General features: G+C 67.1%; 14 protein-coding genes. 13 read left to right on the top strand and 1 reads right to left on the bottom strand.

The genetic code is table 11. The annotated features are described in order from the left end of the window. Positions 1-148 precede the first annotated feature (148 nt). From CAL18_RS13115 to CAL18_RS13155, 9 genes are read left to right on the top strand one after another with little or no spacing between them, the layout of a single operon-like run. Positions 149-619 (top strand): DUF4863 family protein, encoded by a 471-nt coding sequence (locus CAL18_RS13115; protein ID WP_026640038.1) that lies wholly within the window; start codon positions 149-151, stop codon positions 617-619. Between the two features lie 20 nt (positions 620-639). Continuing rightward, the gene (locus CAL18_RS13120; RefSeq protein WP_094818026.1) at positions 640-2,205 is read left to right on the top strand and encodes a 3,4-dehydroadipyl-CoA semialdehyde dehydrogenase; all 1,566 of its coding nucleotides are present in this window, start codon (positions 640-642) and stop codon (positions 2,203-2,205) included. 41 nt (positions 2,206-2,246) lie between these two features. Further along, the gene (locus CAL18_RS13125) at positions 2,247-3,806 is read left to right on the top strand and encodes a benzoate-CoA ligase family protein (RefSeq protein WP_094818027.1); all 1,560 of its coding nucleotides are present in this window, start codon (positions 2,247-2,249) and stop codon (positions 3,804-3,806) included. Next, positions 3,803-4,630, top strand: a complete 828-nt coding sequence (locus tag CAL18_RS13130; RefSeq protein ID WP_026640035.1) for an alpha/beta fold hydrolase — start codon at positions 3,803-3,805, stop codon at positions 4,628-4,630. Before CAL18_RS13125 ends, CAL18_RS13130 begins: the two co-directional genes overlap by 4 nt. A gap of 35 nt (positions 4,631-4,665) precedes the next feature. After that, entirely contained in the window at positions 4,666-5,829 is a 1,164-nt protein-coding gene (locus CAL18_RS13135) for an ABC transporter substrate-binding protein (RefSeq protein ID WP_026640034.1), read from the top strand. Between the two features lie 18 nt (positions 5,830-5,847). Beyond that, entirely contained in the window at positions 5,848-6,729 is an 882-nt protein-coding gene (locus CAL18_RS13140; protein ID WP_026640033.1) for a branched-chain amino acid ABC transporter permease, read from the top strand. A gap of 3 nt (positions 6,730-6,732) precedes the next feature. Next, positions 6,733-7,782, top strand: a complete 1,050-nt coding sequence (locus CAL18_RS13145; protein WP_170940347.1) for a branched-chain amino acid ABC transporter permease — start codon at positions 6,733-6,735, stop codon at positions 7,780-7,782. Further along, positions 7,775-8,533 carry an ABC transporter ATP-binding protein gene (locus tag CAL18_RS13150; RefSeq protein WP_026640031.1) on the top strand — a complete coding sequence of 253 codons (759 nt, stop codon included), beginning with the start codon at positions 7,775-7,777 and terminating at the stop codon, positions 8,531-8,533. Before CAL18_RS13145 ends, CAL18_RS13150 begins: the two co-directional genes overlap by 8 nt. Continuing rightward, positions 8,521-9,231 carry an ABC transporter ATP-binding protein gene (locus tag CAL18_RS13155; RefSeq protein WP_026640030.1) on the top strand — a complete coding sequence of 237 codons (711 nt, stop codon included), beginning with the start codon at positions 8,521-8,523 and terminating at the stop codon, positions 9,229-9,231. Before CAL18_RS13150 ends, CAL18_RS13155 begins: the two co-directional genes overlap by 13 nt. 195 nt (positions 9,232-9,426) lie before the next feature. Here CAL18_RS13155 and CAL18_RS13160 read toward each other — a convergent pair whose 3' ends face one another. Next, positions 9,427-10,986 carry an acetolactate synthase large subunit gene (locus CAL18_RS13160; protein WP_094818126.1) on the bottom strand — a complete coding sequence of 520 codons (1,560 nt, stop codon included), beginning with the start codon at positions 10,984-10,986 and terminating at the stop codon, positions 9,427-9,429. A 339-nt stretch (positions 10,987-11,325) separates the two neighbouring features. Between CAL18_RS13160 and CAL18_RS13165 the strand changes: the two genes are divergently transcribed. From CAL18_RS13165 to CAL18_RS13180, 4 genes are read left to right on the top strand one after another with little or no spacing between them, the layout of a single operon-like run. Then, positions 11,326-12,360: a Bug family tripartite tricarboxylate transporter substrate binding protein gene (locus tag CAL18_RS13165; RefSeq protein WP_094818127.1), complete on the top strand. Its 1,035-nt coding sequence runs from the start codon at positions 11,326-11,328 to the stop codon at positions 12,358-12,360. 17 nt (positions 12,361-12,377) lie between these two features. Further along, positions 12,378-13,058, top strand: a complete 681-nt coding sequence (locus CAL18_RS13170) for a 3-oxoacid CoA-transferase subunit A (RefSeq protein WP_094818028.1) — start codon at positions 12,378-12,380, stop codon at positions 13,056-13,058. 3 nt (positions 13,059-13,061) lie between these two features. Further along, complete coding sequence (locus CAL18_RS13175; RefSeq protein WP_026640026.1) at positions 13,062-13,718, top strand: 3-oxoacid CoA-transferase subunit B; 657 nt, start codon at positions 13,062-13,064, stop codon at positions 13,716-13,718. Further along, positions 13,718-14,545, top strand: coding sequence for an IclR family transcriptional regulator domain-containing protein (locus tag CAL18_RS13180; RefSeq protein WP_026640025.1), 828 nt, complete (start codon positions 13,718-13,720; stop codon positions 14,543-14,545). Before CAL18_RS13175 ends, CAL18_RS13180 begins: the two co-directional genes overlap by 1 nt. Positions 14,546-14,563: the final 18 nt, after the last annotated feature.

Raw genomic sequence — 14,563 nt, forward strand, 5'->3', positions numbered from 1 at the left:
TTTTATGCACTATAGTGCTTGACGCTTAGGCTGTGAAGCACTATTTTTCTGTTCAGGCGGCCCGTAATACGCGAGCGCCATCATAGATAAGCATTGCATTGCATGCGCCGTACCAGGCGCGGCGGACAGTGTAAAGGACGAGACAAACATGAGTACGCCCGCATCTTTTGTGCAGTTGATGCGCGACATCACTGCTCCGATTGCCGGCCTGCCCCTGGACGACGCCCTACAGGCCCGGCTGAATCGCGACATCGGCCCGGACAGCGCGCTGTACCGCGACGTATTCGACGCCTGCCGGCAGGGCGTGGCCGATGGATGGATGTGTGCGCGCGAAGGCGCGGGCATCCGCTACGGGCGGGTCATCAAGGCCGATGAAAGTCTGCACGGGTTCTCGGTGGACGTGGTGGACATGGACAGCCTGGCCGGCCCCCATCACAGCCACCCCCATGGCGAAATCGATCTGATCATGCCGCTGTCGGACGGCGCCCGCTTTGACGGGCACGGCGCGGGCTGGCTGGTGTATGGGCCCGGCAGCGCCCACAGCCCCACGGTGACGGGCGGGCAGGCGCTGGTGCTGTACCTGCTGCCCGGCGGCGCGATTGAATTCACGCGCCCCTGACGCGCGCACAGGACACCGGCATGCTTGAACTTGAAAATTTCCTGGCCGGCCAGTGGGCGGCAGGCAATGGCCCGGGCGCCACGCTGCGCGATCCGCTGTCGGGCGCCGCCCTGGCGCGCGCGGACAGCGCCGGGCTGGACCTGGCCGCCGGCTTCGAATGGGCGCGCCGCCATGGCGGCCACGCGCTGCGCGCGCTGACATACGCCGACCGCGCCGCCCTGCTGGCGCGCGTGGCCGAAGTGCTGCAAGCCAATCGCGACAAGTACTTCGACATCGCTATGCGCAATTCGGGAACGGTGCGACAGGATTCCTCGATAGACATCGATGGCGGCATCTACACCCTGTCGTACTACGCCCGGCTCGGCGCGCGCCTGTCCGGGCAGGCGATGATGGCCGACGGTGAGCCCGTGGCGCTGGCGCGTGACAATGCCTACGCCGTGCAGCACATCAGCACGCCGGCGCGCGGCCTGGCCCTGCTGATCAACGCGTTCAATTTTCCATCGTGGGGCCTGTGGGAAAAGGCAGCGCCCGCGCTGCTTTCCGGCGTGCCCATTGTTGTGAAGCCGGCCACGGCGACGGCCTGGCTTGCGCACGAAATGGTGGCCGACGTACTGGCCGCCGCGATATTGCCGCAGGGCGCGCTCAGCCTGGTGTGCGCAAGCCATCCCGGGTTGCTGGACGCGCTGGCGCCCGGCGACCTGCTGTCGTTCACCGGCTCGTCGGATACCGCTGCATTGCTGCGCGCCCACCGGCGGGTCACGCACGATGGCGTGCGGATGAACGCCGAAACCGACAGCCTGAACTGCGCATTGCTCGGCCCCGATGCCGCCTCGGGCGGACCGGCCTTCGATGCGATGGTGCGCGAGGTGGTGCGTGAAATCACCATCAAGTCGGGCCAGAAGTGCACCGCCATCCGGCGCATTCTCGTGCCGCAGGAGGCATATGAGCGGGCGGCGCAGGCCATCGCGGCGGAACTGGCCGCTGTCACGGTGGGGGATCCGCGCCACCCGGACGTGCGCATGGGCTCGTTGGTGAGCAGGCGGCAGCATGACGACGTGCAGTCCGGCATCCAGGCCCTGCGCGCGCACAGCCAGGTGTTGTTCAATGGCGACGCGGTCCGGCTGATCGACGCCGATCCGAAGGTGGCCGCATGCGTGGCGCCCTGGCTGCTGGGCGCCCCGGAGCCCGACACCCACCCTTTGGCGCACCAGCTCGAGGTCTTCGGCCCGGTGGCCACGCTGATGCCCTACCGCGACGCCGAGCATGCCCTTGACCTGGCGCGGCGCGGCCAGGGCTCGCTCGTGGCATCGATATACAGCGACGATTCCGCCTTCTTTGCGCGCAGCGCACACGAGCTGGCCGACAGCCATGGACGACTGCACTGGGTCAGCCCCGAAGCCGCAAAGACCCATACCGGCCATGGCAATGTCATGCCGCAATCGCTGCACGGCGGCCCCGGCCGCGCCGGAGGCGGAGAAGAACTGGGCGGCTTGCGCGCCTTGTCGTTCTATCACCGCCGCACCGCCGTGCAGGCAGCGCCCGAACGCCTGCAGGCCCTGGCCGGCCCGATGGGCCAGGCTTCCTAGCCGACCCGGACGACACCAAGAGAACATACGGGAGACAAGACATGCCACCCTGCCCCCTTGAACTGAACTTCGCCAGCCACCTGGCCGCGCTCAATGCGCCACGCGCATCCAAGCCGGCCTACATCGACGACATCCGCACCCTGACATACGGCGAACTGGCCGAGCGCGTGGCGCGTTTTGCCGGCGCGCTGCGCCAGCTGGGCCTGCGGCGCGAAGAGCGCGTGCTGCTGTTGATGCACGACAGCGTGGACTGGCCGGTGGCGTTCCTGGGCGCCCTGCACGCCGGCGTGGTGCCCGTGGCGGTGAACACGCTGCTGACGGCGGACGACTATGCCTACATTGCCGACCATTGCCGGGCGCGCGCCGCGATCGTGTCGGGAGCGCTGCTGGATACGCTGCATGCCGCAATGGCCAAGGGCCCGCACGAAATCGAACACATGATCGTGGCGCGGCCGGCCGGCGAATTGCCGGCGCACGCGCACGAATTCGAAAACCTGCTGGCCGCCGCGCCGCTGGCCCCGGCCGTACGCACGCTGGCTGACGAGATTGCCTTCTGGCTGTATTCGTCCGGGTCCACCGGCAAGCCCAAGGGCGTGGTGCACACGCACGGCAACCTGTGGCACACCGTGGAACTCTACGCCAAGCCGGTACTGGGCATCCGCGAAGATGACGTGGTGTTCTCGGCGGCCAAGCTGTTTTTCGCGTACGGCCTTGGCAATGGATTGAGCTTTCCGCTGTCGGTCGGCGCCACAGTGGTCGTGATGGGCGAACGGCCCACGCCGCAAGCGGTATTCCAGCGCCTGGTGCAACACCGCCCCACCGTCTTCTACGGCGTGCCCACCCTGTATGCGAGCATGCTGGCCAGCCCCGACCTGCCTTCGCGCGAACAGGTGGCGCTGCGCGTCTGTACGTCCGCCGGCGAGGCGCTGCCCCGCGACATCGGCGAACGCTTCAAGCGTCATTTCGGTTGCGACATCCTCGACGGCATCGGATCTACCGAAATGCTGCATATCTTCCTGTCGAACCAGCCCGGCCAATTGCGCTATGGCACCACCGGCAAGCCGGTGCCGGGATACGAAGTGCAGCTGCGCGACGAGGACGGCCGGCCGGTGCCCGCGGATGTGATCGGCGACCTGTACATCAAGGGCCCCAGCGCGGCGCTGATGTACTGGAACAATCGCGACAAATCGCGCCAGTGCTTCCAGGGCGAATGGCTCAAGAGCGGCGACAAGTACGTATGCGACGCCGACGGCTACTACACCTATGCCGGACGCAGCGACGACATGATCAAGGTCAGCGGCCAGTATGTGTCGCCGGTAGAGGTCGAGAACGTGCTGATCCAGCACGAAGCCGTGCTGGAGGCCGCGGTGATCGGCGTGCCCGACCACGACGGCCTGGTCAAGACCAAGGCCTATGTCGTGCTGCGGCCCGGCTATACGCCCAGCGATGACACTGGCGCCGCCTTGCAGCAGTATGTGAAGCAGCACCTGGCGCCATTCAAGTATCCGCGCCAGATCAACTTCACGGAAGAGCTGCCCAAGACCGCCACGGGCAAGATCCAGCGGTTCCGGCTGCGGCAGATGGAGGCGGCCTCGCTATGACGACCGCCTTGCTTGCCGATGCGCCCGCCTGGGCGGAACTGCGCGCGCTGGGCCGCAGCCTGCGCCTGGAATACCGGTGGATCGCGCCCGAACGCCGCCAGGCTCCCTTGCTTGTGTTCCTGCATGAGGGGCTGGGCTCGGCAAGCATGTGGAAAGACTGGCCCCAACGCGCGTGCGAGGCGGCGGGCTGCCGCGGCCTGGTGTTTTCGCGCTACGGCTACGGTCAGTCGACGCCACGCGCCGCAGGCGAGAAGTGGCCCGTGAGCTTCATGCACGACCAGGCGCGCGAGGTGCTGCCGGCGCTGTTCGACGCGCTGGGCATCGATGCGGCGCGCGACCGGCCGGTGCTTTATGGCCACAGCGACGGCGGCTCTATCGCCCTGCTGTACGCGGCGATGCACCCCGACAACGTGTGCGGCGTGATTGCCGCGGCGCCGCATATCTTCGTGGAAGACATCAGCATCGCAAGCATTGAACTGGCCCGGCGCGCCTACCTGGAGTCCGGTCTGCGCGCGCGGCTGGCCCGCTACCACGCCGATGTGGATTCGGCCTTCTGGGGGTGGAACGACATCTGGCTGGATCCAGCGTTCCGCGCCTGGGATATACGCACGGATCTGCCCCGCATCCGCTGCCCGGTGCTGGCGCTGCAGGGGCTGGACGACGAATACGGCACGCTGGAGCAAATACGCGGCATCAAGCGCGCGCTGCCCCACGCGCAGCTGATGGAATTGGGCGACTGCGGACATTCGCCGCACAAAGACCAGCCCGACCAGGTGATCACGGCCGTCGCCGGCTTCGTCGACAGCCTGAACCGACCCGGCTGAGCCCACGGCCAGCCAACATAACGAGGAGACAGACCATGCACAATGCCCTGAACCGCGCCCTGCTCGCCGGCGCCCTGGCCCTGGCCGCCGGCGGCGCCGCGGCGGCCGACAAGATCAAGGTCGGATTCATGCTGCCCTACAGCGGCACGTATGCCGCTCTGGGCAACGCCATCGAGAACGGCTTCAAGCTGTACGTGGCCGAGCAAGGCGGCAAGCTGGGCGGCCGGGAACTGGAATACTTCAAGGTCGATGATGAATCCAACCCCGCCAAGGCGTCGGAAAACGCCAACCGGCTGATCAAGCGCGACCAGGTGGACGTGCTGGTGGGCACCGTGCATTCGGGCGTGGCGATGGCGCTGGCCAAGGCGGCCAAGGCCAGCAACACCACCCTGCTGGTCACGAACGCAGGCGCCGACGCCATCACGGGGCCCATGTGCGGGCCGGGCATCTTCCGCACGTCGTTCTCGAACTGGCAGCCCGGCTATGCCATGGGCCCCGTAGCGGCGACCAAGGGGCACAAGACCGCCGTCACCATCACGTGGAAATATGCGGCGGGCGAAGAACAGATGAACGGCTTTCGCGAAGGATTCGAGAAGGCCGGCGGCAAGATCGTCAAAGACCTGACGCTGCCGTTTCCCAATGTTGAGTTCCAGCCGCTGCTGACCGAGATCGCGTCCATCAAGCCGGATATGGTGTTTGCGTTCTTTGCCGGCGGCGGGGCGGTGAAGTTCGTGCAGGACTACCACGCGTCCGGCCTGGGCAAGAGCATTCCGCTGTACGGCACCGGCTTTCTTACCGACGGCACGCTCAAGGCGCAGGGCGACGCCGCGCAGGGCCTGCTTACGACGCTGCACTACGCCGATGGGTTGGGGTCCCCGCGCGACACCGCCTTCCGCGAGGCGTATACCAAGGCCTACGACAACCTGCCGCCCGATGTATATGCGGTGCAGGGCTACGATGCTGCGCAATTGCTGCAGGCCGGCCTGCAGGCGGTTCAGGGCGATGTGTCGGACAAAGACAAGCTGCACGCGGCCATGCGCGGCGCCACCATCGACAGCCCGCGCGGCACGTTCACCCTGTCGCGCGCCGGCAACCCGGTGCAGAATATTTACCTGCGCCAGGTGGCCGGGCTGGAAAACAAGATGGTGGACATCGCGGTGCCCGAACTGGCCGACCCCGCTCGGGGCTGCAAGCTCTGACGCCTGCGCGAGGCCGACATGGACGCCAGCATTTTCCTCATCCAGTGCCTGAACGCATTGCAGCACGGCTTGCTGCTGTTCCTGGTGGCCAGCGGCCTTACGCTGATATTCGGCATCATGGGCATCATCAACCTGGCCCACGGCAGCTTCTACATGATAGGGGCATACATGGCGTTCGGCCTGTCGCCCCTGGTCGACCGCTGGCTGGGCGGCGGCTTCATCGCAACCCTGGCGCTGTGCGTGCTGCTCGCGGCGGTGTTGGGCTACTTGCTGGAAGCAGCGTTCTTCAGCTATCTGTACCGTCGCGACCACCTGCAGCAGGTGCTGATGACCTACGGGCTGATACTGGTGTTTGAAGAAGTGCGCAGCCTGCTGGTGGGCAATGACGTGCACGGCGTGCCGATGCCGTCCTGGCTGTCGGGCACGGTATCGCTGGGCGGGGTCATGACCTATCCGGTCTACCGGCTGTTCATCTCTGCGGTGGGCATCGTCGTCGCCCTGCTGCTGTATTGGGTGATCACGCGTACGCGCCTGGGCATGATGGTGCGGGCGGGCGCCAGTAACCGAGAGATGATCGGTTCGCTGGGCATCGACATCAACCGCCTGTACCGCATCGTGTTCGCCGCCGGCGTGGCCCTGGCCGCGCTGGCCGGCAGCATCGCAGCCCCGGTGTCGTCGGTTTATCCCGGCATGGGCCATAGCGTGCTGATCGTCTGCTTCGTGGTGGTCGTGATCGGCGGCATCGGCTCCATCCGCGGCGCGTTCCTGGCCGCCATGCTGGTAGGCACGGTAGAAACATTCGGGCAGGTGCTGTTTCCGGCCGCGGCCGGCGTGCTGGTGTACCTGCTGATGGCGGTGATATTGCTGTGCAAGCCCGAAGGGCTGTTCAAACAGGGCTAGGCAATGAGCAAGCTGCGCAAACTGATTCCCATCGCCGTACTGGCCGCGCTCGCGGTGTTTCCGCTGCTGGGCTTCGACTACTACACGGGGCTGGCGGTAAAGATCATGATCTACGCCATCTTCGCGCTCAGCCTGCAGCTGCTGGTGGGCGGCGCGGGACTCGTCAGCCTGGGGCATGCCGCGTTCTTCGGCATCGGCGCCTACGCCGCGGCGCTATTGTCGCCCGAAGGCGAAGCCGCCGGCCTGTTGTGGCTGCTGGGCGCCGCAGTGCTCGGCGCCGCGCTCTACGCGCTGCTGACGGGCGCGCTGGCGCTGCGCACGCGCGGCGTGTATTTCATCATGGTGACGCTGGCCTTCGCGCAGATGGCGTATTACGTGTTCCACGACACCGACGTAGGCGGCGGCAGCGACGGCATCTATCTGTACTTCCGTCCACAACTCAGCCTGGGCGGGGTCAGCCCCTTCGACCTGGATGAACCGCTTGTCTATTACCTGTTCGTCCTGTGCTGCCTGGCTGCGACATGGGCCTTCCTGGCCATGCTGCAACGCTCGCCCTTTGGCGCCGCGCTGGCCGGCATACGGATCAACGAACAGCGCATGCGGGCGGCGGGCTATTCCACCTACCCTTACAAACTTGCCGCCTATGTCGTGGGCGCATCGCTGGCGGGGCTGGCGGGGTTCCTGTACGCCCTGAAAGACGGTTTCGTGACCCCCGAGCTGCTGGCCTGGGAACAATCGGGCCTGGTGCTGCTGATGGTCATTCTCGGCGGCATGGGCCGGCTGGGCGGCGCGGTGCTGGGCGCGGCCGCACTGATACTGCTGCAGGAACTGTTCCAGTCGCAAGTGCTGTTTGGCGATTACGCTCAGCACTGGCACTTGTCGCTGGGGCTGTCCATCATCGCCCTGGTGGCGCTGCTGCCCGACGGGCTGGCCGGCATGCCCGGCCAATGGCGGGCAAGGCGCGACGCCCGCCGCAACGCCGCGGCCGCGCCCCCTTTGCAGGCCGAAGATGCGCCATCGTCCCTGCCCTTGTCCGGAGAGCCGCATGCCTGACGCCATGTTGTTCGCACGCGGCATCACGCGCCGCTTCGGCGGCCTGGTCGCCGTCAATGACGTATCGCTGGAACTGCGACGCGGCGAGGTGCATGCAGTGATCGGCACCAACGGCGCAGGCAAATCCACACTGATCAACATCCTGTCGGGCGAGCTGCACGCCAGCGCCGGCCAGGTGTGGCTGCAAGGCCGCGACGTCACCGCATGGACGCAGCCCCAGCGCGCGCGGGGCGGCCTGGGCCGCAGCTATCAGCGCTCGACCATATTTCCCACGCTGACGGTGTATGAGAACTGTCGCCTGGCCGCGCAGGCGGCACGCCAACGCTTCTGGCATTGGTGGCGGCGCGCCGCCGACTGCGCGCAAAGCGCCGAGGCCGCCCGGCACGCCCTGCACCGCACCGGGCTGGAGGCCAGCGCGCAGGTACAGGCGGGCCTGCTGCCGCATGGGCACAAGCGCCAGCTCGAGATCGCCATGTGCCTGGCAGGCAGGCCGCAAGTACTGTTGCTGGACGAGCCCCTGGCGGGCATGGGGGCCGAGGAAACCGAGCGCATGCTGTCGCTGCTGCAGTCGCTGAAATCCGAGCATGCCATCCTGCTGGTCGAGCACGACATGGACGCCGTGTTCGGCAATGCCGACCTGATCACCGTCATGGTCAACGGCGCCGCCATCGCTTGCGGCACGCCTGCGCAGATCCGCGCGAACCCGCAAGTGCAGCAAGCCTACCTGGGGGACGAAGCATGCACGCACTGATCGATGCCAGCGGCCTGCACAGCTACTATGGGGCCAGCCACGTGCTGCGCGGCGTCGACCTGCGCATCGCCCCCGGCGAATCGGTGGGCCTGGTCGGCCGCAACGGCATGGGCAAGACCACACTGATCCGCACGCTGATGGGCCACGTGCGCAGCCGCCACGGCCGGCTCACGGTGGGCGGGCGCGACTGCACGCGCGCGCAGCCGCACGCCATCGCCCAACTGGGCGTGGCCTATGTGCCCGAAGGGCGCGGCATATTCCCCAACCTCAGCGTGCGCGAGAATCTGCAGGTCGCCGCGCGCCCCGGCAGGCGCGGCCAGTGCGACTGGACATACGACCGGGTGCTGGAAACGTTCCCGCGCCTGGCAGAGCGCCTGGATCACGGCGGGCAACAGCTTTCGGGCGGCGAACAGCAAATGCTGGCCATCGGCCGCGCGCTGACGACCAACCCCGACGTGCTGATACTGGACGAGGCCACCGAGGGACTGGCCCCGCTGATCGTTGCCGAGATATGGCGCATCGTTGCGTCAATACGCGAGTCGGGCATATCGACACTGATTGTGGACCGCAATTACCGCGCCGTGCTGTCCCATACCGACCGATGCCTGGTCATGGAAAAAGGCCGCATCGTGCACCAGGGCGCCAGCCCCGCCCTGGCCGCGGATCCGGGGCAGCTGGCGCGGTATCTGGGGGTGTAAGGCAAGCGCCGCGCGGTGAGCTGGCGCCTGGTCATACCGTTCACCTCGGTGTCTGACACCCTTCGGGAGTCAGACACCCCCCGATAGACACAGCCCTCCACCCCAAACCCACACACCACGCCACCACGCCACCTTCGGTGTCTGACTCCCGAAGGGTGTCAGACACCACCCGCAGCGTCCGGCTTGCCCGCTTATCTAGATCAGGGCCTCGATCAGGAACGGGCCCTTGCGCGCCAGGCCGGCCTGCAGCGCCTTGGTGTAGCCTTCGACCGTATCGACACGCACGGCCTCTACGCCCATGCCGTTGGCCAGGTTCACCCAGTCCAGGCAAGGCTCATGCAGGTCGAGCATGCGCTTGGCGTTGCGGCCCGGCTGTTCGACGCCCACGTTCTTCATTTCGCCGTGCAAGGTGGCATACGAGCGGTTGGCAAAGATGATGGTCAGGCAGTCGAGCTGTTCGCGCGCTTGCGTCCAGAGCGCCTGCACCGTGTACATGCCGCTGCCGTCCGCCTGCAGCGTGATGACCTTGCGATCGGGGCAGGCCACTGCCGCGCCCGTGGCCAGCGGCAGGCCGATGCCGATCGCGCCGCCCGTGAGCTGCAGCCAGTCGTGCGGGGCAGATGTGGCGCTGATCAGCGGAAACTCGCGCCCCTGCGTAATCGATTCGTCGCACACGATGGCGTTCTCGGGCAGCAGGCAGGCGGTGATGATATTGACGGCAGAACCCGTCAGCGCGCCGGACCGGGGCATGTCCACGGCCGACGCCACGGGCGTCAGGCCCGGCGCGTCGGTCGCAATGCCGAGTTCGTCCGCCAGCCATTGCAGCGCGTGCAGCAGATCATGCTCGGGCGCCGCCAGCTCGATGGGCGCGTTGTCCTGCGGAGCCACCAGGCTGGGCTTGCCGGGGTAGGCAAAGAACGCCACCGGCTCGACGCCGCCCACCAGAATCAGCTGCCTGACATCTTTCAGCATGGCCACGGCCTGGTCTACCGGATACGGTACGCGCGTGACCGGCGTACGGTTGATGCCGCGTTCCGTGCGCCCGTTGGACGTGGCCGACAGCAGGCGCACACCGGTTGCGCGGGCGATGCGCCCGGCCACTTTCAGTGCGGGCTCGCGCAGCGCCATGCCGCCCAGCATGAGCGCAACGCCCTCGCCTGCGCGGATGGCCTGCGCCGCGGCGCGCACCGCATCGTGCGTCGTCTGCGGCGGCGCGGCCAGCGGCACGACGGGGGCGGCCGGCGCGCCGCCCGGCAATTCGCCCCAAGCCGCGTCGGCGGGAAGAATGAGCGTAGCGATATTGCCCGGGGCCTGGCGTGCCACCCGCACCGCCTCGGCCGCGTCGGCGGCCAGGTCGGCCGCGGCATGGGTGCGGCGCACCCAGTGCGACATGGGAGCCGCCACCCCTTCGACATCACTGGACAACGGGGCATCGTATTGCGCGTGATATGTCGCGTGGTCGCCCACTACGTTGATCATCGGGGTGCGCGCTTTCTTGGCGTTGTGCAGATTGGCCAGGCCATTGCCCAGGCCGGGGCCCAGGTGCAGCAGCGTCGCCGCGGGCTTGTCGGCCATGCGGGCATAACCGTCGGCCGCCCCCGTCACGACGCCTTCAAACAGCCCCAGCACGCACCGCATGCGCGGCTTGCGATCCAGCGCCGCCACGAAATGCATCTCGGACGTGCCGGGATTGGCAAAACAGACGTCTACATCGTTGGCCAACAGGGTGTCGCAAAGGCTATCAGCGCCGTTCATGGTGATTCCGTAAAGCGGGTTGCACAGAAAAGCGCGGCCGCCGGCCGCGCGTCGGTAAGGCATCATAGGAAAGCGGATCGTTCCGGGGTAGGTCCACTCCCACACGCGGCAATAGAACCATTGCCCCGCAACCGCGCCGGCGGCGCGGGCAATGGCATGACCGCCCCTTGCTGGCGCAGTTCGGTGATCGAACACAAAAACACCCCGCCCCATCGTAGGGGCGAGCCAAACCGCGCATACTTTTCGCGGCGACGTTGTTCGCTGAACAAAACCAACCGGCAGGTCCGGTTCCGCGCACGGCGCGGCGGCGGGCCACTGCCCATAGGCGGAGACAAATCCATGCGTGTTACCCCTGCCCCGACCCGCGCCCGACCGGCCCGGCGCACCGCCCTGCAAACCTTGCTGGCCGCCACGATCCTGGCCGCCACGACCATGGCCGCCCCATCATCGGCCGCGTCCACGGACAGCGCGGCGCCAGCCCGGGCCTGGCCCGACAGGCCGATCAAAGTCATCGTGCCCTATACCCCGGGCGGCGCCACCGACACCGTGACGCGCATTGTCATGGACAAACTGGCAGCCCGGCTGGGGCAGAACATCGTGATCGAGAACAAGCCCGGCGCAAACAGCACCCTGGGCGCGGCCATCGCGGCCAAGGCCGAGCCGGACGGCTATACCTTCCTGAGCATCCTGCCCGCCTACGTCATCAATACCCACCTGTACAAGCTGTCTTATTCGCCGTCGGAACTCGAACCGGTCGTGCACATGGCCGACCTGCCGTTGTTCCTGTTTGTCAGCAAAGACGTCCCCGCGAACTCGCTGCAGGAGCTGGTCGCCCATGGCCGCAAACATCCCGACACGCTGACCTATGCTTCCAGCGGCACCGGGTCCAGCGCGCACCTGACCGGCGCGGATTTCGCGCTGCAGAGCGGGCTGAAAATGACGCACGTGGCCTATAAGGGCAGCGCCCCTATCCTGGCCGACCTGTTGGCGGGGCGCGTGTCCATGGTGTTCGACCCGGTGCTGGTGCCCATGCAGTACGTCAGGCAGGACAAGCTGAAAGTGCTGGCTTTCACGGGCAAGCAACGCTGGCCGGACGCGGCAGACGTGCCAACCATGGAAGAAGGCGGCTTTCCCGGTTTCGTCACCGGCTCATGGGTAGGCCTGCTGGCGCCGACCGGCACGCCGCGGCCGGTCATCGAACGCATGGCCAAGGAAATCAGCGCCATCGTGCAGGAGCCGGATGTCACGCAGAAGTTCATCGCCGCCGGCTTCCTTCCCACTGGCAGCACGCCTGCGGAGTTCACGGAGTTGATGCGCAAAGACTCCGACCGCTATGCCAAGATCATCGAAGAAGCCGGTATCACCGTGAACTGAACGGGGCCGCCGGCATCATGATCGACAAATTCGTCGCCTCGCTCGCCGACGCCGTCCGGGACGTTCATGATGGCGCCACCGTGCTGGTCAGCGGCTTTGGCGGCGCGGGCATGCCCACCGACTTGCTGCATGCCCTGATCGACCAGGGCGCGCGCGACCTGACCGTGGTCAACAACAACGCCGGCAATCACGAAACGGGCCTGGCCGCCCTGATCAAGGCGGGCCGCGTGCGCAAGATGATCTGCTCGTTTCCGCGCGCTTCGCATTCCTGGGTGTTCAACGACCTGTACCGCCGCGGAAAAATCGAGCTGGAATGCGTGCCGCAGGGTACGATCGCCGAACGCCTGCGCGCCGCCGGCGCAGGCCTGGGCGGTTTCTACACCCGCACTGCATACGGCACCGACCTGGCGGCAGGCAAAGAAACGCGCGAGATCAACGGCCTGCATTACGTCTTTGAAACGCCTTTGCATGGCGACTTCGCTCTGGTGCTGGCCGACCGCGCCGACCGGTGGGGCAACCTGACCTACCGCAAGAGCGCCCGCAACTTCGGACCCGTGATGTGCACCGCGGCCGCCACCACCATCGTGCAAGTGCGCCAGCGCGTCGGGCTGGGCGAGCTGGAGCCCGAGGCCATCGTAACGCCGGGCATCTTCGTCAATCGCCTGGTCGTCGTGCCAGATCCCGGTTTTTCGAGCTGACCTGTGGCCGGGCAACCCTCCTTCCGACCCCTCGCCCGCCCGGAACTGGCACGCCGGGTGGCGCAGGACATCCCCGACGGCAGCTACGTCAACCTGGGCATCGGCATGCCGGTGCTGATCGCCGCATGCCTGCCGCCCGACCGCGAAATCGTGCTGCACAGCGAAAATGGCATTTTGGGCATGGGGCCGCCCCCCTCACCCGAAGCGGCCGACACTGACCTGATCAACGCCGGCAAGCAGCCGGTGACGTTGCTGCCCGGCGGCGCATACTTCCATCACGCGGATTCCTTTGCGATGATGCGCGGCGGCCATCTGGATATCTGCGTCATGGGCGCCATGCAGGTTTCGGCGCGGGGCGACCTGGCGAACTGGTCATTGGGCCGGGCCGGCGAACCGCCGGCAGTGGGCGGGGCCATGGACCTGGCCGTGGGCGCGCGACAGGTGTACATCATGATGGACCACAACGCCAAAAACGGCGCGCCCAAGATTGTGCAACAGTGCACCCTGCCGCTGACAGGCATGGGAGTGGTCAACCGCATCTATACCGATCTGGCGGTGCTGGACGTAACGCCCGACGGCCTGGTGGTACGCGATATGATCGATGGCCTTACCCTGCAAACCCTGCAGTCGCGTACCGACGCGCCATTGCTTGCCGCCTGATGCGTATTCCGCCGCCTCCGCCCGACTACGCCGCGCCCCTGCCCGCCGAAGAACACCCCGATCGCTTTCGCGGCGATCCGGACTTCATGCTGACGCTGTCTCGCGGCTTGCGCGTAATACGCGCGTTCGGCGAACGTCGCTACCCGCAGACGGCGGCCGACCTGGCCAGGCGGGCCGGGCTGCCGCGCGCCGTCACGCAGCGCTGCCTGCACACGCTGATCCGCCTGGGCTTCGCCGAACGGCACGGCCGGCACTACGTGCTCACCCCGCTGATCCTGAGCCTGGGCCATGCGTACTTTTCGTCTACGCCGTTCGTGTCGCTGGCCCAGCCGGTGCTCGACGAATTAAGCGCCACGGTGGGCGAAACGTGCGCCCTGGCCATCATGGAAGGCAATGAAGTGCTGTACCTGGCGCGGTCGGAAGTGCATCGCATCCTGGCGACGTCGCTGGGTCTGGGCAGCCGCCTGCCGGCCTATTGCACCACCATCGGACGCGTCATGCTCGCGCAGTTGCCGGCCCAGGCGCTGGAGCGTTATTTCGAAACGGTGGAACTTGCCCATTACACCGAATTCACCGAGACCTCGCCCGCGCGGCTGCGGGAAATCATCGCCGGCGTGCGCGACCAGGGCTACGCCGTCGTAGACCAGGAACTCGGCCTGAACGTGCGGGCCATCGGCGTGCCGGTACGCGCGGCCAGCGGGCGCACGTGCGCCGGACTGAACGTCAGCGTGAAATCGCCGCGCATCCCCCTGGCGCGGTTCAGCAGCGAATTCCTGGCGCCCATGCAGGCGGCCGCAGAAAAACTGGGCCAATTCCTGGTGCTGTGAAAAACGCGCCGCGGCGCG

Source organism: Bordetella genomosp. 7, assembly GCF_002261415.1.
Taxonomy (GTDB): Bacteria; Pseudomonadota; Gammaproteobacteria; order Burkholderiales; family Burkholderiaceae_B; genus Bordetella_A.